Below are 22,990 nucleotides of genomic sequence, written 5' to 3'. Positions count from 1 at the left end.
CCGCCCGCTTACGAGCGAACGGGCACATCCTTGTTATTGCTTAGCTGTAATGAATTGATCCAGACGGATGGCAATGGCTGCCGCCTGCTCACGCGTAAGCGGACTGGACGGATTCACCTTGTTGCCTTCCCCGAGAATAATGCCGTTCTTGATGCTCATTGCCACTGCTTGTCTTGCCCATGCCGGAACCTTGCCCTTGTCAGTGAAGCTGCTGAGGATCGAAGTGACTTCAGCCTCGCTAAGTTCACTGCCCGGATTGACCTGATTCAGCAATCTTCCGAGCATCGTCATCGCTTCAACTCTTGTCAGCGTATCCTTAGGCGCATACTTTCCGCCTTCGAGTCCGGTAACAATACCCATTTCAGCGGCAATGGAGACACTGCGGTTATACCAGCTGCTGCCGCTGACATCACTGAAGCCTGCCGAAGCTGCCTGCTTGTTCATGAGACCTGCAACGCGCAGCAGAATGGTTGGATATTCTGCCCGGGTCACTTTGCCTGCCGGATCGAACAGATCCGCAGATTTCCCTAGAACGAACAGCTTGGCGGATGCAGCCGCAATGCCTTCCTTGCCCCAGCCTGAAGGCATATCCTTGAAGGTCTTCTGGTTGCGGATGAAGAAGAGGCTACCTTCACCGGTCAGTTGTACATTCACTGCCGTACCGCTGCTGTCCAGCTTCCACGGTACCGTTGTCCAGTTGCCGTCTTTGTCCTTAAGCACCATAGCTGTAATTTCCTTGCCCGCAAGCGGCGCAGGAATGGCAATCTTGGCTGCAAGCGCCGGTGTCCAGCTGCTCTTCGGCAGATTAACGTTAACCGTTACACCTTGGCCTGCCGCCATCAGCGTGAAGCCTTGCTGATCGGCAATTGCCTTCATCGCCTGCTGGTCAACAGTGCTATTACCGCCGATGCCGATAGTAAGTCCGGCAGTCACACCTGCAAGATTCTCAGGAGCAATGATCAATTGGCCCATAGGAACTTCAATCACAATCTTCTTCTTCGCGCTCAGCTGCTGCTGAACCACACTCTGGTCTACACGGATACTGAATGCTTTGGCATTCGGATCGGTGGAGCTTACCGTGAGTTCACTGCCTGCTACAGCTTCTTTATCCGTAATGTGTACGATCGCAGTAAGTCCATCCCACTCTGCTGTCGCGGCCTGGCCGTTGACGGTAATCTGAGCTGCCTGCTCCGGTGCTTGTTCTTCAACAACTCCCGGTACGGCACCACCGCCACCGCCACCGCCTCCGCCAGCACCGCCTCCTCCGCCTGAACCGCTGCTGGTCCAGACCGATGCAGGAACACTGCCGGATGCCCTTACGAGCTTGTCCAGGGAGGTACGCTTGGCCACCACAACGATAGCACCTGGATGGGCTGTAACGATACCATCAAGCGGAAGCAGACTCCATGAGCTTACATTGTCATCCTTTTTCAGTTCCACCGGGTTGGACGAGAAGACCTTGTAAGCGATCTGCTGTCCAGTCATATCTCCGGCGGAAGTCACCGTAATCTTCGTATGGTTGCTGTCTCCGCCAATCGGAGAAGATACGGCTTGTACAGTACCTAATTCTTTCGTATCCGGAACAGCTACGGTTGCTGCAAGCATGCCCTTAAGCGTAACACCCTCGGACACCTTATACTCTGCCTCAATCAGGCTGGAGCCGGTGGCAAGTGCGGTAACACTGCCGTCTGCGAGCAATGACACTGCATCACCTACGGCAACTTCATAAGTCAGATTGGCCAGATCCTTGCCAGTAATCGGCTCTTCCTTGAATTTCGGCTTGCCGTTCCCGTCCTTGCCATCCGACACCTTGAGATAGGCCTGAATTTGGCCTGCCGCACCCGGCGTCAGCGTCTCCGCTCCCTTCAGAACGAGAGCAACCGGTACTTTGAAGCCGGCATTGGTAATATCCACAACCGCTGTGTTCTGATTGGTCGCATCGTCAGTTGCGACAATGCTTAGCGCCACTGAAGGCTCCTCAGAATTCACTTCCACCATTCCATTGAAATCTCCCGTCTTCGGATCTACCGTAAGCTCCTTGGAGATGACCTTGTCTTTGTATTTGCCGTCAGACTGTAATTGACTCACGGTATAAACTGCACTCAGCTTAGTTCCTGTAGTTGTCGTGCCGGCTACACGAACGGCGCCCTGTGCGGTACGTTCGCCCGTTACCGGCTCCGTCAGATAGAGGACCGGTGCGATCGTATCTACCGTCAGATAGAGCATGGTCACTGAGATATCCTTGGTCACCGTATTTCTGGCTCTCAGTTCAATCGCATACGGACCGTCCGTCTGGAACTGGTCTAGATTCAAGGTGCCTTCGCTTCCGCCGCCGGCCTTGTTCGTCAGGGCTACAGTCCCAATGGATTTGTCAGCATAGAATGCTTCCACCGTCATATTGGACTGTTTGGAAGAGAGCATCAGCTTCTGCTTCGTTTCATTCGTTAACAGGTTCACATAGTTCCCGGAGGAGGCATCTACCGTCCCCGATGAACTCAATACCGTCAGATCCGGCAGATTCGGAGTTGGCAGCAAGGTGCTGCTGCTCTCACGCCGCTCGGCATAATGATAGTTCTGATGCTTGTCGGCATCCTCGGTTGGAACCGTTGCGGCACTGACGCCGATGACGTAATTCTTCTTCACTTCCAGACCGACATATTTCACCTTGCTCAGATCAATCACTGAGCCTTCAAGGCTGCCCTTATAGACTTCATCTGTTGTAGATACAGCCTTCCAGCCGCCAATCAACAGACCTTCGTATTTGCCTGTGGAGGCGTTCCAGTAAGGCTTAAGCTCCTGTTCGGTATACAAAAGCTCTCCAAACGGAGCATATTCACTCAGTTTGCCTTCAGCATCCAGCTTCGCATCGACCACGTAGCTGTGCTCGAAGCTGCTGTGTCCCGATTTCTTCGCTCCCGGCTTGAAGGAGAGTGAGAACAATCCGTTGCCGGCAGGCTCAACCTTCACCTCACTCACACTCTGCGGTGCCAGCGGATCAATGATTTCAAAGCGTTGCGGGGAAGTCTTCGTTCCGAAGTTCGAGCTGGATTTCAGCTCGGCCCGCAGGTAGTAGTTGCCTTGTCTGAGCAGCCCGCGGATATCCTCGGGATTGCCCATCAATGTTACATTGGTTACATCAATCACTTTGCTGCCGCTTGTAATTCCGCCGCTGACCGAGCCGCCTGCTCCGACTGGCACGTCCTTGGCAATCAGCATACCAGGATCACCTGTCTGCAGAATCTCTTGACCATTCAGCATTTCCTTACGGTTCGTCACGGCATCCTCAGCCAGATACAGGTTCACTGTATCGCCTTCGGCTGCATTGGCAACTTTCCAGGAGGCTGTGAACTTATTCGCATTCGCGCTGTCATTCGCCAGGTTGACTTCATTCAGCGTAGGCAGCGTAGGAACGTTGAGCAGCTTGGTGTCAACCGCCGAGACGGCTGTCAGCTTCCAGGTACCGCCCTTTGTGGCTTCATTCTCCGGAATAATGATATACGCTCTGCGAATATCCACTTCACTGCTGAGCTTAGGCCCATTCTCCGTTTTATAGCTTGCAGGAATATATTGTGTAAAAGCATTTGCCGTAGGATCAGTGTTCGTGTTGTCGAATTTCACCGGATAATTTTTGCCTGAGGCATCCTGCAGCTTGAATTCCGGCATTTCCTTGCTGCTGTACTCCATTTCAATAATGGCATTACCGGCTACGCCGTCCATTGGAATCTCATGGATTCTGCCACCGTTCTTGACCGTAATGCCGCCTACACCGACATTGATTGATCCGTTCTCGACATATTTGACGCCTTCTTCTACCTCACGGTAGATAATTTCCTGATTCTCTTCCTCGGAAGCTACCTTGGAGGTGGCCAGCGTCTGCACGCCCGCACCAATCACCATGAGACGAGGTCCAAGCTCTGGATCATCCACCACCAGATGGATCATTCCTTCCGGCAGCTGATCGGTCGAAGTACCGAATTCAATGCCGCCACTCCAGTAGTAAGTAATACCTAAGGAGATCAGCAGAATACCGATGCTGCCCCAGACCTTATCATTGTTGACGCCAAGGAACATACTGGACAGCGGCATGCCGCCGACAACCGGTACATCGTTCGGAATCTGCACTTTGGAGCTGATATAGCCTTCAAAATCAGTGCGGTTCTTCTCCAGATTCTGTCCGACGAAGATACCCGCCTTCCCGATGATGATATCCCATCCGCCGATATCCATCTCTGCTTCCACGCGCACGAACCATGGGGTTACCCACTGCGCCTCGAGCAGCGCTTTAGTCAGCATCGGAAGCCGGTCATCTTTCTCCGCATCGGCTTTGGCAGCGAAATCCAGCCTGCCTTCCACCTTAAGGCCGGTACGCTTCACTGTCAGGTCCACATCGCCGAAGAAATACGCCGGAGCAATCCCGAACCGCATGCCTACGCCTGCTTGAATGGTTAACGGGAACGGGTCCTCTGCCGTGCCGCCGGCAATAGTGTCCGCCAGTTCACGTACTGCTCCCCGGATGGCTGTCAGGTACGTTGCACCCGTCACCAGGATACCCGGCTGCGGAAGCTCTGCCCCGAAGGCAATCACATCCGGAAGAATCCGGCCGTCTTTTACTTTTTTGAGCGAGAATTCAATCTCCACGCCCATCATATTCTTCAGCTGTGCTGCGAACTCCAGGCCGTATTCATTGCCTATGCCCCCGCCTTGCACAGCGTGCTTAATTGTAACTTTGCCGCTTGGAGCATCCGGACCTTTTTTCTTATCCGCATCCTTCTTCTTATCCGGTCCGAATAAGCCCATCTCCTGATTGAGATCGAAGCCCAGGGAGGCATCGACGCCATAGAAGCCGGCACTGTTGAAGATGACATTCTTGATCTCGGAGTTAATGATCTTCAGGGACAATGAGCCTCCGAAGGAAATCCCATTCTCTCTAAGAATGAAGTCATTGAAGGAGAAGCCAAAGCCGTCAATGGAGAAGCTTGGTGCCCCGAACAGAGACTGCTTGTTGAAGTACACATCCTCAATCATAATCTGGCGCAGCGGATTCAATCTGTCGCCCACGCCGCCGACAGCCCATTTCAGACTGCCGTTCTGTGTATCATCTTCCGGGTTGCCGTCATTACCTTTCTCATCCTTCTTATCGTCATCATCGTCTTTATCTTCTTCTTCTTTATCCTTTGTGGGATCGAAGTCCTCTTCTCCAAGCGACTTGTTGAAGCCGTTGAAGAAGTCGAGGGTCCATTCTCCTTTATGGAAAACGAATCCGCTGCTCGCTACACTCAGCGTTCCTTCACCCTTGACGAACAGGGTATCCAGGAAAGGCAGATCGCCGGGAAGGGTGTTGCCGAAGATATCCAGCTTACCGCGTACAAAAGACAGGTCCTTACCTTTATAAGCTACAGCATCATTAATAATTGCCGGTTCTGTCTTGGTATCCACGATGACCTGCTCTTCGTCACCTGTGCCGACCTGCTTGATCATGCCGCGGACGGTAACCAGAATCTCACGGTCGAATTCCGGGTCCTTGGCTTCCGCTTCTTCCTTGAATTCCTCGAAGTCCTCTTCTGTCGCAAACAGCTTGTAAGCATACATTGGAGTCTCTTTCAGCGCTTCCTCATCCATGAATTCGCTGATATCAAACTTCGGATCAACTGCTTTGCTCGCTGCGCCGAACAATGCCTTGGTTTTCTTGTACTCGGTAACAGCCTTGTACAGGAACGAACCGTCCTTGAAGGGCTTGCCCGGGAACAGAGAGTTCAGCTGATCCAGCAGCTCATCCTTTACCGTAGCGCCGTTCGCAAGACCGCTGATATCTACAGCTTCCTTGTAGACCGCCATTACTCCGGCTTCACGGATTCGTGTGTCGTTATTATCAGTGACCAGGAACGATTGCGGAGTTGTCATATCATAGAGAGCCGCTACTTCCTCATCTCCGCCGGCATCGCCTTTGTAATCAATCTCCACCTGGTATTCACCGAGCGGCAATTCCGGTCCAAGCCCGGCTTCGAGCACATTGCCGCCTGAATCCACCTGCTCACCGCCGCGGTACGTAATCCGCATAGCGCCGGAGAATCCATCGTCTGTCGGCTGCATCACCACTGCATCCTGAACATTGACCTTATACCTGCTACCATCCGCCTTATTCTTGAGATACAGGTCAAAGTTCGGAGCGGTCGTTGCATTGCCTGTATTGTAAGCTTCAATATTCGACAGATTGACCGTCAGATATTTCACATCTGTGCTGTACAGCTCTGCCGGTGCTAGTGCGTAGGAATACGTAGCTGTTGCTTCTCCCACCGGCGGCAAAAGAATGAAATTAGTGCGGGTCGATTCATACTGGGCTTTAATGCCCTCATCCTTGACGCCTTCGATTTTGCCTTGCGTTTCCGGGCTTCTCGCGGAAATCATATACTCCCGGGTAACCGGCCAAGGTCTGCCTTTGGCCTGAACGCGGAAGGTAGCGGTAATCGCATCACCCGGCTTGTACTTCGGCTCAATGCCCATCGCCGCTTCATCAGGTGTGGCTGACTTTTTGAACTCTAGCATTTTGCTGCGGGCATTCTCCAGGACCGGATTCCCGTTTGCATCCAGGACAGTTTCTCCCTTTTCATTCTGCCTGACGAAGCTGAGGCCGCTCTCCAGGGTCATCTCGACTTCAATTTTGGAGTGCTCCATATTGTAAGCCTGAAGGTTCTCTACTTCTGCTATAACGTCGAAGACACCATTTTTCTCATATTTCGTCGGTACGCCTCCGCCTTCAACCGGCTCGGTAGCCAGTTGCTGTACCTGATCTACATAACGGATCGAGAACACTTTATCAGGGGCTGTCAGCTCACCGAGACCGTATACAGTCTCGAAGCTCTGGAAGCCTCCCGGCGCCAGCTTCTCCGGGTTCCAATAGAAGGCAACCGCAGAATCCGCTGTGCCGAAATCATTGGTATCTCTGGTGAAGTCCAGATTCGGATTAATTTTATAATCCCATTTCGTATTCGCCAGGCCGTTCCAGTGCCCGACGATCATTTCATCCACAATATTAATATTCTGTTCGGCAAAGTTATTGAAGCCGTAGGCCACCACATTGGTTGCCTGAGGATTCGTCAGATCCAGCTTGTCGCGCATCACCCAATAAGCAGGAATCTTGAAGTAAGCTCTATCTTCAAAGGGAATCCCCTTATCGTCCTCCGGATTGTGGACCAGCTTCCGCTCCACCTGCAGCGGTGACTTGTAGGCTGTGCCAATCTGGAACTGCGGCCCGTCGTTGCCGCCGACCATCGTATCCAGCAGAATCCGGCTGCCGATCTGCACCTGCGCACCGCTCTTGTTGTTCACTTCATAGCGGATGTTGACATTCCCGGAATTCACAGCATCCTTGCTGTCGGTGTAGAGCATTAGAATCTGCTTGATCTCTACGCCTTTAATCTTCCAGATCATCTCCAGCTGCTTGGTGCCATTTGAATTCTCCACCACTTTAGGTGCACTAGTCTCTGAATAGTGGCTGGCGTCGAACTTGTATTTATTACCGTAGATATAATCCGTTCCATCGATCCGGAACGTCGTGAACGACGTCTCCGGGTCATCTCCCTGGAACAGCAGGTTTACATTATTGTCGTTCTTGCGGATCGGTTGACCCTCTACAGTGCGAATGCCGTAGCGGCCCGTTTCGTTATCCACGGTGACCTTAATAAAGTCATTCTGGATCATGGTTGTCTTGGTACTGCTGGCCGCCTCGACGAGAGCATGGAAGCTCTCGGAGGTGGACAGAAATACCATGATTAAGGTGAGCATTACCGCTACTGTGCGTTTCAACAACTTCACCAAGTATTCCCCCTGTTCTTGTTTCAACTATTTCAGATTGCCGACAAAGAAGGTAGCAAATTCGCGGTCACGTTCCTGGGTTCTCACCACAATGGTGTACCAGCCTGTTTTCGGGAAGGTGACCTTGAAATTACTGCTCACCAGTTCAGCATAGGTCAGCTTCTGCTTCACCAGCTTCAGCTGTCCTTCGCGGTACAGACCAGGGTAATACAGAATATCGAATGTTCCAGCCTGGTTGACCTTGTCTACTCCGCCTACCTTCATCAGATTGAAGCCGGATACCTTGAAGGTAATGGTGTTGGTATTGAACAACGCAGATTCGCCGGAGGAAGCCGAGATTAAGGTATCGTTACCGAAGACCAGCAATCCGCCGTCCTTCACGACCACCACATCCTGATAGACCACCGTCTTATTGCCTACCTGATCAACTGCTGTGTAAGCTACGCGCTGGCGTCCAAGCTTGCTCAGATCCAGCCCGCTGACCGATACTTTCACGTTAGCTTCAGCCGATACATTATCAGAAACGGTGAACCCGCCGAGATCCGTACGGAAGTTAAAGTCTTTCTTGTTCTGAACAATCCCTACGGTTTCCTTGTTCAGTGTCAGCTCAGGTGCTGTGTTATCAAGTCCTGCAATGGTCACCGGAACCTTGTTCACATTGCCCAGCAGATCCGAGATGGCCATCACCGCTGAACCGCTGCTCTCAAAAGCACGCGAGTAGCTGTACGTTCCATCCGCTTTACTGATCTGGTTCGTATAGGCGGCTCCATCTGAAATAGGTCTTACGCCTGAGAACATGTGGTTAGGGGCAGCAACTGTGCCGCTAAGCGTAACCTTCACTTTGCCTTTGGCATATTTCTGTCCGCCGATGGTCACAATCTGATCGGCCGGAACCGCTTTGCCTTCGGCATCTACAAAGGTATAGGCCACTTTGTCCGGTACTGGCGGCGCAGAGAGAACATTCGTTACCTTTTCTTTGATAACTGTTGTATTGCCGTACACATCCGTCACAGTGAATGAAGCCGTTCCATTCTCCATGAGTGTAATGCTCTTATCGGCACTGATGACATTGAATGCCTTAGCCGATGCATCTGCCTTCTCTACGTTAAGTGTTACACCTGTGGAGAACAGCACATTGCCGCTGTTATCCTTCAGGGTGCCGAAGGTTTGGCTTCCATTCTCGCCATATTGGTAGGAACGGACTACTTTTACTCTAGGCACTTCCTTGTTAATGTTCGCAACCGTTGCTTCAACCGTATTGACATTTCCGGCCGCATCCTTAATTTCGAATTCGAACTTGCCGTTCTCAGTGAAGGTGTAGGCTGTCTTGCCGCCATTGTTCACCACCGTCACCGGCTCAGAGGTGCTCTGGAGGAGGGCAACCACATTACCATTCGTACTCTCCATGTATGAATATTCAATGGTTCCTTCAGGAGGCGTACCGTCAATATTCTTCACGACCAGATACAGCGTATCTGTCCGGTCCGGATCACTTAGATCGGTCAGATCGAAGCTGTAGTAGCCGTTCTCGTAGATCTTGAATGAATTGCCGGTCCGTACAGGCACCGAAGGATTAATCTTCGATGGCATGACGCGGATACCCGGCGGAAGCGTAATCTCAATATCTGAACCCACCTTGGCATTAACCGGGCTGTTCACGCTGAGTGAAGCAAGCGCATAGACCGGCTGTACGGTAGTAAGAGGAAGCTTGATTTCAAGCTGGGCCGGCTTGCTGATCAGACCGCCCGGCGTTCTGTACTTCACCCACACCTGAAGCTCCTCAGCCTTACTCGTCGGAACCTTCACGGCTACGAAGTTCGTATAAGGCTTCCAGTTCAGCCAACTCACTCCGTTATCCGGTGAGACTGAATATTCGTAACCGGTCTTGTCTTCCGTTTCGAGACTCAGCTTCATAATGGCTGTGTAGCCGTCCGCTGTATCACCGGACAGATAGATCAGAGAAGACTTGGCATCCGACACCGGCGCATCAGGCTTGGTCGTTGCCGAGACCTTGAAGGTTCCTGCACTTGCCTTGATTGTGCTGTTGCCTGCTCCATCAACCGCAAGTACATATAAGCGGAACTCAGAGATTTCCCCCGATTTCAGCGATTTGTCATCGATGGAGACTGAGCCGCCTGCCGGAACATCTGCCCATTTTGTCGACGACTCTGTAGGTACTTCTGCGCCTACTTCTTGTTTGACCCATTGATACTTGCTGACCAGTCCTGTTTTGCTGTAGAATTCCGACACGCTAATCTTCGTCTTCTGCAGCGGCAGCGGATAAGCAACACTATCAGGGCTGAAATACACTGCCGGTGCTTCATTATCAAAATAATAAGCCTTCGAGTAGTAGTACGTTTTGTCGCTGTGTTTGACCATAAGATGAATGTATTGCGTTCCGTTCAATACTGTTTTAGCAGCAGGAACGATATAGCTGTAAGTAGCTTCACTTACAGAAGCGCCAAGGCCCTTGGCTGCCAGCTTGGCATCGGTGCCGGCTTCTGGCGAAGCAGCAGGCGTCGCTGACGGTTCAGTTGCTTCTGCTGAGCCAGTTGGTGTCGCTGACGGTTCAGTTGTTTCTGCTGAAGCAGCAGGTGTTACTGTCGGCTCAGCACTGTTATCCGGTGCCGGAGTCTCTTCCGATTCAAGCGGCGTCAACGAAGGCGCTGTTGGCCCGGAGGACAGGAACTTCATAATGGCTACCGGCCCGATGCTTGCTATAACTTCCGGCTCGGCCGGAGAGTTGGGTTCAGTCGGCGCGCCAGGCTCCGCCGGTTCGGCTCCGTCTTCAAGCAGGCTTTTCTCAGACAAAGGTGATATATCCGATACCATAGAAGCATCCAGTCCGGTGAAATCACTATCCTTTGGACGAAGAGAGCTGTCGCTGATGGCATAGCCTACATAATCGGGATGCACACCGCTGATCTGGAAGGTGACATCATGACTTTTCACATAGTTAGGATTGGCTTCCGGTGTGAACTGTGTCGGAATAGCCGCTTCCGAACTCACAACTACCGCTCTTTCCTGCGGAGTCTTAATCGTCTCATTGCCCGCATTATCTAGCGCCTTCAGATAGAGCCAGTATGATCCGTCCTCATCAATATCCTCATAGGTAGACCGGGTTACGGTTGTGCCGGAATATGGCGTAGCTGCCCACTTTCCGTCCGCCGGGGAATCCCCGTCCTTCACCCATTGATACTGCACACTTTTGACGCCGCTATGCTGGTCCTTCACAAGAGCCTGTACCGTAGCTGTATCCTCTGCGGCCAGCGTAATGGCAGGTCCCTGGTTGTCCAGCTTCAACACGCCAACTTCGTGCTTCCAGTTAGAGTCGTCATTCTTGAAATCCTCAAGCGGCCAGACACTCTTATCGCCGTATTGTCCAACAGCCGCCAGCGCCTGATTATCGGCATAGAAGATTTTATCTGCCTTGGAACCCGGTGCTTCTTCTATCCAAGCGTCATACTGCGCCTGATGGGTATTCTTGTAAATGTCTTTCTTCTTATGCTGCATCAATTCTCTGGCAGAATCCCAAGACATATCGGCAGTCCATGTATGCAGATACCACTCGCCGCTGTTCCCTTCCTCGAAGGCTTCCGCCGGAGGAGCGAGCAGGTTCGTCTTGTTATTCACTACCGACAGCTCTACATTCTCGAATTCTCCCGGATACAGCTCTTCCGACGGCTGCTTGGCGGAGAGTGCGTAACGCTTAAGCGCTGCATAATGATCTCCGGCTACACCAGCGAATGGATCAGCCTTATCCTGGCTCCACCAGTAGTACACCAGACCTACCGAAGGTGAGGCTTCCGCACTCATATTGGAAGGGCGGTAGATCCCGCGGCTCGGCCGCTCTGTTCCACGGTCAGCTACAGTAGGATCAAGATGCGGTACTTTAATGGAAGGATCGTTGGCGTCAATCGTAACTTTTCCTTTTTTGGCATAGGTTGTATCGGTTGCTCCGCCTGTCTCGAACCGGTACCCGATCACCGGCTCTGTGTTGTCGATGAACAGGTTCGCCCAGTCAATCTTGGAGTTGGCGAGTGAGAGATCACTGCCGTAAGGATTAATTTTCTCTTCGTGTACTCCATCGAAGTTAGCAGGCTGAATCATCAGGTTGCCTGCGTAATCCTGAATGACATCGGTATCCATCTGGATCGGCTCGCTGCCGCCCTTGGCATCATTGGATATGGCTACGGCCTTAAGCAATGGGGTTTCCACCGTTTTGCCGTCAGGCACGGTCATGCGGAAGGTCCAATTTTTTGTATTCCTGCCTATAACATAATAGGCTTTCATTCCGTTATTGAAGAGGATGAAGGTTTTCTTCTCATCCCAGCCGGTTTTGGCAATCGCCTCTTCGGTCATCTGCAGGGTGAAGTCAATGACATCTCCCTTGTTGAGCGTAACCCCGGTCAGAATCTCCGGCTGAATGCCGTTCGCGGTCTTGGAATACTTCGGACGCACAGCATCGACAATGACGCGGTATCCGCCCCGGTCGAAGTCAAACGGGTTCCCGGCTTTGCGCTCCACCCAGGAATTGCTGCCGCTGCTTGGCACAGCGTTGAGATTGAAAACCGCTTTATTGCCAGCTGCATCACTGAGCACGGCTTCTTTCAATTTATTCTCCAGCGACAGATCCATCTGCGCACCGCCAGTGGTTCCCCCGGTAATTAAGGGTCTCAGCGGAAGGTTACTGCTGTTATGGAAAGGAACTCCCGTATATCTATAGGCAATTTTTTTCTGGTATGAACTCAGATTGTTCTCATTAAAGGATATATTCTGCAGATACTGCTGCTGTCCGGCCGCCGGAAGTCCGGTGTCCGGATCATTAATGAACAGCTTGTGCCGCAGGAAATAATCAGAATTGGCCTTCACTACCGTGCTCGGTCTGACCGGCTCGCTGAAGTTGTAGCTTAGGGTGATGTTCTCATCTCTTTTGACATACAGCTCTTTCTGGTTAATATTCTCGTTGAGCCGCTCTGCACCATTCCCGGTGAAGGTATAGTTATCTATGACCGGACGTTTGAGATCCTGGAACTTGAGGTAAAATCCGCGTACACCGGCTGCTTCACCGTCGTCGTCGCCTTCACCCCAGACCTTAATGGTAATAACAGAATTCGGTTTGATGAGGGACTTGGCCGACTTGTTATACCGCTGGCTGCTGCCCGTTCGTTCATTAATAATATTTTTTCCGTCAATGTTTACTGTAATGGACGAATGACGGGTCCATAAGAACCCGGAGTGACGCCGCAGCACGGAGAATCCTGTAAGCATCTCCGCATGTCCGCTCTCCGCCATATTCTTTAGAATGGTATTGTCGGCTACCTTCACCTGGAATTCAACCGTTGCTTCATTATCATCGACACCCGCAAAGATATCTCCCTTGACCCAATCATATTTGGCATCTTTGTCTTTCTCTGTCTGCTTGAAGCCTTCCACCTCGGTATAAAAGTTGAGGAATGTATTGTCCGCAGGATAGCTTAGGTTCCCAACATGTTGTCCGTTTGGAAACGTGACTTCATAATCATCACCCGCAGCCTGTGCCAGTCCGCTAAAGGAACTGGGTATTAACGATAGCAACATACTAAGAATTAAGCTTAGCGAGGTATATCTCTTCAATCTCCTGCTCATTAACAATTGGTGCTCCCCCTTATTCGTTCATCATGTCCTGTCCGGCGTGCAGCAAGCTTCGCTGTAGTCTAAGATTCACTCCCTATGCTTCCGCATTCTCCTTTCGGCCTGCCCTCCCGTGGACAAAAAATACTAGTTATAAAACTACCTATTTTTTCATATCTGCGTTTATTCTATCAGGCGGCTCTAAACAAACTCTTAACAAATCTCGACAAAAGCTGCGTCAAATGCCCCAAAATAGGGTTAATACACTCGGAAAACGAAAAAAGTCCTGAATTTTTAAGAGAAAATGTCTGAAAAGCAAAATAAACCGCACTGAGAACGGCTCAGTTGCGGTTTATTGGTGTGGATTAGTTATTTTTCTATCTAGTATTCTTCAGCAAGTCAACCATGTTATGATAATGAATTTCACTCAGATGGTCGATAAAGTCATCCATCTTATAATTCTCACGTTCAACAATCCATAGACAAATCGCACCTACCAATCCCGATATCATGTACTCGAGGCCAATTTCCATCCTTTCATCGTGGCGGAAATCGCTGTTTCCGGCGAAGATGAACGTTTTAAAAGCGTCTTTTAAGTAGATGGGGAAGTTTGGGTGAATGTTTTGAGTGAGCATGGTTTTAAAGAATATCATGTTTGCATCGATATTGTCGAAAATCGTTTTTATCATCGTACTGAACATATCCTTGTCCATCTCATGGATCGAGCTCACCTCCAGGCTCAAGCAAGCATTCAAATTCTGTACGCTCTCCTGAAATAACTTGTCCATGAATTCAGGTTTATCTAAATAGTGTAAATAAAATGTGTTTCGATTTATCATCGCTTCGTCGGCAATGTCTTGTACAGTAATTCGTTCGTAGCCTTTGGTTTGCACTAGTCTCAAGAAGGCTTCCTTAATCGCTTTTCGCGTTTTAAGAATACGCAGATCCACCCTATTCTTGCCCAATAAAAAGCCACTCCTTCATAAATAATAGTCAAATATATATAAAATGATGTTTAAATGTCATGTTGACTCATATCAACCATTGAACGTTTTAATTGTAGATTTTACAATTAAAATTGTCAATTACACTCACGTATTCATAAAAGGAGAATCAGATATGAAAACACTAGCGATCATTGGTGCAGGTAAGGGATTAGGAATGTCTATTGCGAAGAGCTTTGGAAAAAATAACTTCCAAGTAGCATTAGTCGCAAGAAACGCCGCAAAGCTGCAAGAAATGGTGGATGAATTGAAAGCGGAGGGTGTTGTGGCCTCTTATTTCATAGCGGATATTTTCAGTAAAGAACAAATTGAACAGGCGATCAGTAACATTAAAGCACAGTATGGCCAGATTGATGTGCTGGAATTCAGTCCTACAGCAGGCAACTATCCTCCCACCTCTGTATTGGAGTTAACCGTAGAGAATGTAAGGGACGCATTTGAGGCCAATGTGGTCAGTGCCATCCAAGTTGTCAATGCTGTTCTCCCTGATATGCTCGCTAAGAATGAGGGTTCCATACTCTTTACCACAGGATTATCTGCCATGTACCCCGTCCCAATGATGGGGAATATCGGTATTGCTCTTTCAGGACTGCGCAATTATGTAGCTAATCTCCATACTTCATTGGCTGCTCAAGGCATTTTTGTTGGTCACCGTTCTTTAGGCTTGTTGATTAAGGAGTCGGGTACTGGCGCAATCAATGATCCGGATGTGATTGGCGACATGTGGTATCAAGCCTATATGGACAAAACCATATGGGAGGAAGAATATCCCAAGGGTGTAACCCCCGAAACCATTGTATTTTAACATTCTGTGATGGATTTGGCCTCATTGGAGGAAGGCGGATCAAAAAAGCAGCTCCAGGATAAACCCCTGGTGCTGCTTTTTCACTCTAACTATTTATTTCCCCACCGCAGTCCGGTTAATTACCGCGCTGACCCGGGTCAGAATCTCCGACACCGAAGCCGGGTCCTTCACATCATACTCATCAATATTCAGCCGCAGCACCGGGCAGGCGCTGAATTCGTTGATCCACTGGGAATAGCGGTCGTGCATATGCTCCCAGTAGGAGACGTCGGTCTGAATCTCCATCTCACGCCCGCGCTCATTGATGCGGGTCAGGATCGAAGGCAGGCTGCCTTCAATATAGATTAGCACATCGGGATGCGGGAAGTATGGCGTCATCACCATTGCCTCATAGAGGCTGGTGTAAGTGGCATAATCGGTCGGGGACATGGTGCCTTGATCGGCGTGCATTTTGGCGAAAATCCCGGTGTCTTCATAAATCGAACGGTCCTGCACGAAACCGCCGCCCAGCTCGAACATCTTCTTCTGCTCCTTGAAGCGTTCCGCCAGGAAATAGATCTGCAGGTGGAAGCTCCACCGCTCGAAGTCGTGATAGAACTTCTCCAGGTACGGGTTATGATCTACCTGCTCCAGTGAGGTCTGGAAGCCCAGGCGCTCCGCCAGTGCTGCGGTCAGTGTCGATTTGCCGACGCCTACGGTTCCGGCCACAGTGATAATGGCATTGTTCGGGATATTGTAACTGTTCATTTCATAAGCTCCTTTACTTGTTCCGCGATGGCGGTGAAGTCTTCGGGGTTCTCCACGAAATCCACCTGGTTTCCGTCGATCGTGACGATTACGGTGGATGGTTCGCGGAGGGCCAGTGATGCCATCGCATCGTCGTAATCCTCAATTAACTGCTCGAGGTAGGCAGGGGCAATGATCTCTTCGAAGGTACGCGCACGCTTGGCAATCCGGGCCAGCAGCGTATCCAGATCCGCCCGGATATACAGAATAATGTTCGGCTTGGGGAAATCATCGGTCAGAATATGATAGATCTCACGGTATTTGTCCCGTTTCGATCCCTTCAGCGTCCGTTCCCCGAAGATCAGATTCTTATAGATATGATAATCCGAAATGACCGGCTTCCCTTGATCTATGTACTGCACAGTCGTGTCTTCCAGCTGCTTGAACCGGTTGCAGAGAAAGAACATCTCAAGCTGGAAGCTCCAGTCGTCCATATTCTGATAGAACTTGTCCAGAAACGGATTCTCGTCGACAATTTCTTTAATGACCGGAAGCTGCAATTCGGTGGCGAGCATCGTGGCGAGGGTGGTTTTACCGGCTCCAATCGGGCCTTCCACGGCTATAAAAGGTGCATGTTTCATTAACGCTAATTTCCTCCTCAAGTACGGACAATTCCAAAAAACAGACTAAATTATTGTACCACAGGAGCGCCGCCAGCAACGGTTAATTTTCAAAGAAACTTTTCGCACCTATGCAGCGTCTATATTCAAGGTAATATATTCATTTATTTACCTAATTCAGTAATTTCCTAAAGAGAGTAGAGGATATCTTGATGAAAAAAAGAAATTTGCTTGTGAGCATGGTGATGGGTTTGACGGCGTGTCTGACTGTTGGGACTCCCGAGGCTGCAACAGCAGCAGCTAGTGGCGGTAGCTCCGGCATCGCTTCCTACGGACCCGATTATCTGATTAAGGATGACGGGAGCCTGTGGGTCTGGGGTGAGACGAAGTCTGTACCTACACAGGTACATGGACTAAGTGATGTACAGTTTTCTTTCCCGCTATATTACAGCGCAATGGTAACCACCAAGGATGGCTCGGTCTGGAAGTGGGAGAGCAACGCCCGGACGATGGCCATCGAAGTTACGCCAGTGCCGGAATTGAAGAATATAACCAGTTTCCAAAGAGTATACCCGCGTCATTTAGCAGTCACCGGAGAGGGTACGGTATATACTTCAGTTACGTCAACTGACGATAATACGACCCCACCGTTTGCGCCTGTTCCGGGCCTGGATCACGTTGCAGCTATCTCTCAATATTACGAGAGCAATAAGCTTAACGATAAGGTTAGCAGCTGGGATCGTTATCTGTTCCTGAAGACAGACGGGACGGTCTGGACCAGCATTGACGAACTTGCCACTTTTACACCCGTCCCCAATCTGAAGGATATTGTGCAGCTCGAACAGAATTATGCGCTCAGCAAGGATGGCAGCGTCTGGACCTGGCCGGACCAGGATAGTTATTTACCTGAAACCTATAGTGACCCGGCGCAGATAACTGCAACCCCTTTTTCCGGCTTAAAAGATATTCAGGCGCTGTACAACAATGGCCGCAGCCGGCTCGCGATTGACAAGCAATCCCGTCTATGGTTCTGGGGCTCCACGGTCACCGGATATTCGGATGGAACCACATATCAGGATGAACCCGTTCCGGTAGTCTTCTCAGGAATCAGCAAGGTGACCGATGCCTACATTGTTGAACAATCTATTGTCGCCCTGACCTCAGACGGCAAAGTCTATGCAGCTTCGATTGCTGCAGAGCTTATGTCGCCGAATGCAAAGTTCACCTTACTTGCTTCCGATATTCAGTCGATAAAAGGCGGCGGAAGACATGTCATTATGCAGAAAAACGATGGCACGCTCTGGGGCTGGGGCGTGAACAAGAATGCTCAACTAGGGTACGGTACTTATGAATTCAGCTATAAGCAGCCTGTCCCGATGCAGAAGCCGATCTCCGTTACCCTGAATAGCGAATCCATCGCCTTCACGAACGGAGTAATTACCCGTAACGGACAGAATTTCATTCCGCTGCGTTCGCTGTTCACCAAGATGGGCGCTACTATCGGTTATTCCATGGACAAAGTAGTAACGATCACCGGTACCGCTGCCGATAAAACTCCGCTATCCATCGTCATCAATACCGTGAACGGAGCCACCACCGTCAATGGCAAAAGTGTCACTCTGGCCACGCCGCCGTTTGTAGTGAATGGCACCGTCTACCTACCGCTTCGCTTCATCAGCGAACAGCTTGGAGCGAAGGTTGACTGGCTGCCGCAGGAGAGCAGAATTGCGATTAGTATGAAGTAAGGGGATTCTCTCCTGACATAAGAACATAGCGGACTATTCTCAAATGGAGAATGGTCTTTTTTTAATCTAAAATTCGCCTTTTGAGATATTTTGAAACCTTCAATCGTGTTGTTTATAGGAGGCGAAATAATGAAATCCAGCTCTTTGTTAGACACAGATAAAGAATTCGCTGAACTCTATCAACGACATGCAGATATGGTCTACCGGCTTTGCTATATATATTTAAAAAACCCTGTTGATGTTGAAGACGCTGTTCAATCTGTATTTCTCAAACTAATTAACACTCCAATGGTCTTTAACGACCACGAGCATGAAAAAGCATGGTTGACAGTAACCACTAGGAATTACTGCAAAGATATCCTTAAACATTGGTGGAGAACCCGCCGTGTGGCATTGGAACCTTTGCCGGAGATTGTCATTTGGAATGGTATTGAGCCTTCGGGTAAAGTCGTTTCAAAACTTCTTTCACTCCCCGAAAAATACAAAACCGTTTTGTATCTATATTATTTAGAGGAATACACAGTAAAGGAAATCGCTGAAATGTTAGGTCGCAAAGAAAGCACGGTCCAAACACAATTATTTAGAGGCCGCAAACGACTTAAGATGGATTTGGGAGGGAATTATATTGAAGATTAAAAATATCCGTAAGGTTTTTGAAGCTTTGACTCCAACAAATGATCAAAAAGAAAAAATCTTTCAAAATCTTTTAACAAGTAGCCAGATCGAATATAGAAGTCAAAGAAAAACTTCTCCTATAAAACTTAGAAGATATACTATAATTGCTGCTGTACTGATGGTTGGTTTAACCACTACAGCTTTTGCAGCAGTATATACAGGACTTGATGAAGCACTGATTCAATTTCTTAAACCATCCAATAAGAATCAGGTTGTACATATGTCCAATGGCGCTTATACAATAAATAAAATAATTAAAAATAAGCAGGGGTCTGTTGCCATGAAGCAGGTGATCGGTGACAGCAATCTAACTTACATTTTAATGGACTTTACCGCTCCTAAAGGCACTATTTTGAATGCAGCCCGCTATCGTTTGCATGCCCTTATCAACTCTAATCAAAGCTCGTACAGTACAGGATACGAGGTACTCGATGACGGGAATCCTTATGACAACAAAATTAGCTTGGTTATGAATATAATGACCGATAACTCCTTAGCTGGTCAAACTGTTGATATTACTTTTAGAGATCTAGAAGCTGCTGATCCGTTTCCCGGTATTTTTGAAACCGTAGTATCTGGTTCCTGGGAAACCTCACTTAAGCTTGATTTCAAAGAGTATTCTACCCTTCATCAGATTAATCAGGCCATTTCACTGTATGGTTATAAGGCAATCTTAAAGACGATCTCTGTCTCCCCCATCTCAATCACCTTAAAAATTGAGAGCGATTCATTAAAGGAGATAAATAAATTCGTCTTCAAATCAAAGGAAATTGGTCCAAATATATATTTGGATGACTTACCTATCACAATTAACTTTAAGGACGGCACTTCAGAGACAACCCGCATTTTTACCGGAATGTCTTCAAGTCATTATGTGAGCAACCAGCTGATTACACTAAAAACGTTTGATAATGTTATAAATGATAAAGAAATCGAGTCTTTCGTATTCTTTGGTAAAAAGATTCCGATTAACACGGTTCCGCGCTGATTGTTAGTCCGGTTTAAATTATGCACATAATGCAGGATTTCTGGCTGGTTGAGGAGCAACGGTGGATATTGTTTCACTTTTTTCAGGATTCCCCCCAGTTGGCACAAAAGCGCCCCAACAGCCAAAGCTGAAGGGGCGCTTCTATTATGCATCTATATATTCGCAGCTATTCCTTAAGACAACCGGCCGCTGAAGTCACTATATTCGAACTCGCGGATCACCTTGAGTCCTTCTGCTTCATTATAAGAAGCGATGGCCGGGAGGTTGACGCCGTTGAACATGTGGTTCTTCACCATGGAGTAATGCGCCATGTCGGTGAAGATCAGCTTGTCGCCGTATTTCAGCGGCTCCGGGAAGGAATAATCGCCGATAACATCCCCCGCCAGGCAGGTCATGCCGCCCAGCCGGTAGGTGTGGGCGAATTCACCCGGTTCTCCGGCACCGATAATGCCCGGACGGTAAGGCATCGCCAGCACATCCGGCATATGGCATTCCGCCGAAGTATCGAGAATCGCAATATCCATGCCGTTATGCATGGTGTCGAGTACCGTTGCAACCAGATAACCGGTATTCAAGGCAACGGCCTCGCCCGGCTCCAGATAGATCTCTACATTATAAGTCTCTTTCATGTGCAGAATACACTTGATCAAGGTGTCGAGATCATAGTCAGGACGGGTAATATGATGCCCGCCGCCGAAGTTCAGCCATTTCATACCGTGCAGATATTGGCCGAACTTCTCCTCTACGACCTTAAGCGTACGCTCCAGCGTATCCGAGTTCTGTTCGCACATGGTATGGAAATGCAGGCCGTCAATGCCGTCCAGCTCGTCCGGCCGGAAGTTCGGCAGGGTTACGCCCATGCGGGAGAAGTTGTAGCAAGGGTCATAGAGCGGCACTTCAATCTCGGAATACTCCGGGTTGACGCGAATCCCGCAGCTAATCTGCTTCGGCGCGTTCTGCACGCGCTGCTTGAACCGGCTCCATTGGTCAAACGAGTTGAACACCATATGATCGCTGTAGCGAAGCAGCTCATCGAACTCGCGGTCGACATAAGCCGGTGCATAGACATGGACCTCTTTGCCCATCTCCTCAAAGCCCAGCCGGGCCTCGAACAGGGAGCTGGAGGTTACCCCATGCAGGTATTTGCCCACCAGCGGGTACACGGCGTGCATGGAGAAGCCTTTTTGCGCAAGCAGAATCTTGGCTCCGCTCTTCTCCTGCACATAATTCAGGGTCTCCAGATTCTTCGTCAGCAGCCGTTCATCCACCAGATACGCAGGGGACGGCAGATTGCTGATATCAATATCGATGTCCTTGTTCTTCATGGTCATACGCCTTAATCCAGCAGCGTCGGCGAGAAATCTTCTTGCCAAGGCAGGCCGTGTTTGTTAAGAGCATCCATGAACGGATCTGGGTCGAACTCTTCGATATTGTGTACACCCGGCTTGTTCCAGATGCCTTTGATAATCATCATTGCCCCAATCATCGCAGGAACGCCGGTAGTGTAGGAAATGGCCTGGGAACCAACCTCTCTATAGCACTCTTCATGATCGCAGACATTGTAGACATAATAGGTTTTGGGCTGGCCGTCTTTGGTGCCCTGAATGATACAGCCGATATTGGTTTTACCTTTGGTTCTTGGTCCCAGGGAAGCCGGGTCAGGCAGAATGGCCTTTAGGAACTGCAAAGGAATAATCTCTTTACCTTCGTAATTAATGGGCTCAATAGAAGTCATGCCGACATTCTCAAGCACCTTCAGGTGAGTCAGATAGTTCTGCGAGAAGGTCATCCAGAAGCGGATTTTTTTGACGCCAGGAATGTTAACAGCGAGTGATTCTAACTCTTCATGGTACAAAAGGTAGATATCCTTCGGGCCGATCTCCGGGAGATCGTATACTTTCTTCTCGGACAGCGGCGCTGTCTCAATCCACTCGCCATTCTCGAAGTAACGTCCGTTCGCAGTAATCTCGCGGATATTAATCTCAGGATTGAAGTTAGTGGCAAACGGATAACCATGGTCGCCCGCATTCGCATCCACAATATCAATCGTATGAATCTCGTCAAAATAATGCTTCTGCGCATAAGCCGTGAACACACCGGTTACGCCAGGGTCAAAGCCGCTGCCGAGCAGCGCCGTAATTCCGGCCTTCTCGAATCTTTCCTTGTAAGCCCATTGCCAGGAATATTCGAACTTCGCCGTATCCTGCGGTTCATAGTTCGCTGTATCCACATAGTGCACTCCGGTAGCCAGGCAGGCATCCATGATCGTCAGATCCTGGTAAGGAAGAGCCACATTAATCACGACATCCGGCTGGAAGCTCTTGATCAGTTCAATAACCTCTTCCGTGTTGTCAGCATCCAGCTTGGCCGTAGAAATCTTAGTCAGGCCCCCGTCCAGCTTCTCCTTGAGCGCATCGCACTTCGACACCGTACGGCTGGCAATGCAGATCTCTTCGAATACATCCGGGTTCTGGCAGCATTTATGAACAACAACGCTCGCTACACCGCCAGCGCCAATAATTAACGCTTTTCCCAAATTAATAACCCCCTAATTATGCTTAAGTTATTAGTTATTAGCCTCGCACTCTGGAACAGGCTACATCCTATGAAAAATCAACAACGCTGATTATACAGAAACTTTCTCAATAAATCAATAAAATCCGACAAAAACTGTGATCTTCCGTGTAAAATCTGCAGTTTTCTACATTAATACTCTGTAATTCACTTCATTGCACTGAAATCCTTCATTTTCCTTCGCTTTTAAGCTTAATAAATTGAAAATCAGCTTAGAGTCCCTTCCACATTTCAGTCCATCAGGCCAACCGGATAATTATATCACAACGGCGGTGTTGTTCAACTTATTTATTTCAAATTTAAGCAAGGTCAGCCGGACAAAAGTGCAAATGATACACATGATAATAAATTACCCGTTTTTCGCTGCTGTTAACTGATCATTGTAAAGGCCGCCCAGTGTGGACTACTCTGATCTTGTCCATCCGTTT

At 49.3% G+C, this 22,990-nt stretch carries 11 protein-coding genes; 4 read left to right on the top strand and 7 right to left on the bottom strand.

The window, feature by feature from the left end; all coding sequences use genetic code 11:
* Window positions 1–33: 33 nt before the first annotated feature.
* The 3 genes from NST26_RS10350 to NST26_RS10340 form a co-directional block, all read right to left on the bottom strand.
* Window positions 34–7,812: an S-layer homology domain-containing protein gene (locus NST26_RS10350; RefSeq protein ID WP_340979098.1), complete on the bottom strand. Its 7,779-nt coding sequence runs from the start codon at window positions 7,810–7,812 to the stop codon at window positions 34–36.
* A 27-nt stretch (window positions 7,813–7,839) separates the two neighbouring features.
* Window positions 7,840–13,440: a hypothetical protein gene (locus tag NST26_RS10345; RefSeq protein WP_340979097.1), complete on the bottom strand. Its 5,601-nt coding sequence runs from the start codon at window positions 13,438–13,440 to the stop codon at window positions 7,840–7,842.
* Window positions 13,441–13,802: 362 nt separating this feature from the next.
* Window positions 13,803–14,390: a TetR/AcrR family transcriptional regulator gene (locus tag NST26_RS10340; RefSeq protein ID WP_340954326.1), complete on the bottom strand. Its 588-nt coding sequence runs from the start codon at window positions 14,388–14,390 to the stop codon at window positions 13,803–13,805.
* Window positions 14,391–14,544: 154 nt separating this feature from the next.
* Between NST26_RS10340 and NST26_RS10335 the strand changes: the two genes are divergently transcribed.
* Window positions 14,545–15,234 carry an SDR family NAD(P)-dependent oxidoreductase gene (locus tag NST26_RS10335; protein ID WP_340954331.1) on the top strand — a complete coding sequence of 230 codons (690 nt, stop codon included), beginning with the start codon at window positions 14,545–14,547 and terminating at the stop codon, window positions 15,232–15,234.
* Window positions 15,235–15,327: 93 nt separating this feature from the next.
* Here NST26_RS10335 and NST26_RS10330 read toward each other — a convergent pair whose 3' ends face one another.
* Complete coding sequence (locus tag NST26_RS10330) at window positions 15,328–15,981, bottom strand: deoxynucleoside kinase (RefSeq protein WP_340954335.1); 654 nt, start codon at window positions 15,979–15,981, stop codon at window positions 15,328–15,330.
* Complete coding sequence (locus NST26_RS10325; protein ID WP_209874512.1) at window positions 15,978–16,601, bottom strand: deoxynucleoside kinase; 624 nt, start codon at window positions 16,599–16,601, stop codon at window positions 15,978–15,980. The genes NST26_RS10330 and NST26_RS10325 overlap by 4 nt, the downstream gene beginning before the upstream one ends.
* Before the next feature lie 191 nt (window positions 16,602–16,792).
* Between NST26_RS10325 and NST26_RS10320 the strand changes: the two genes are divergently transcribed.
* From NST26_RS10320 to NST26_RS10310, 3 genes are all read left to right on the top strand, one after another.
* Entirely contained in the window at window positions 16,793–18,325 is a 1,533-nt protein-coding gene (locus tag NST26_RS10320) for a stalk domain-containing protein (RefSeq protein ID WP_340954339.1), read from the top strand.
* A gap of 129 nt (window positions 18,326–18,454) precedes the next feature.
* Window positions 18,455–18,961: an RNA polymerase sigma factor gene (locus NST26_RS10315; RefSeq protein WP_339255203.1), complete on the top strand. Its 507-nt coding sequence runs from the start codon at window positions 18,455–18,457 to the stop codon at window positions 18,959–18,961.
* Entirely contained in the window at window positions 18,951–19,988 is a 1,038-nt protein-coding gene (locus tag NST26_RS10310) for a hypothetical protein (protein WP_340954342.1), read from the top strand. The genes NST26_RS10315 and NST26_RS10310 overlap by 11 nt, the downstream gene beginning before the upstream one ends.
* 173 nt (window positions 19,989–20,161) lie before the next feature.
* Here NST26_RS10310 and nspC read toward each other — a convergent pair whose 3' ends face one another.
* Together nspC and NST26_RS10300 are read right to left on the bottom strand one after the other, a co-directional pair.
* A complete protein-coding gene (gene nspC / locus NST26_RS10305; protein WP_340958099.1) occupies window positions 20,162–21,298 on the bottom strand; it encodes a carboxynorspermidine decarboxylase in 1,137 nt (378 codons plus the stop codon).
* A 26-nt stretch (window positions 21,299–21,324) separates the two neighbouring features.
* The gene (locus tag NST26_RS10300; RefSeq protein ID WP_036702452.1) at window positions 21,325–22,524 is read right to left on the bottom strand and encodes a saccharopine dehydrogenase family protein; all 1,200 of its coding nucleotides are present in this window, start codon (window positions 22,522–22,524) and stop codon (window positions 21,325–21,327) included.
* Window positions 22,525–22,990 lie beyond the last annotated feature (466 nt).

This window comes from Paenibacillus sp. FSL R7-0128 (genome assembly GCF_038002245.1).
GTDB lineage: Bacteria > Bacillota > Bacilli > Paenibacillales > Paenibacillaceae > Paenibacillus_AQ > Paenibacillus_AQ silagei.
The sequence above is the reverse complement of the archived record's forward strand: the minus strand, read 5'-3'. Positions and strand labels throughout refer to the sequence as shown.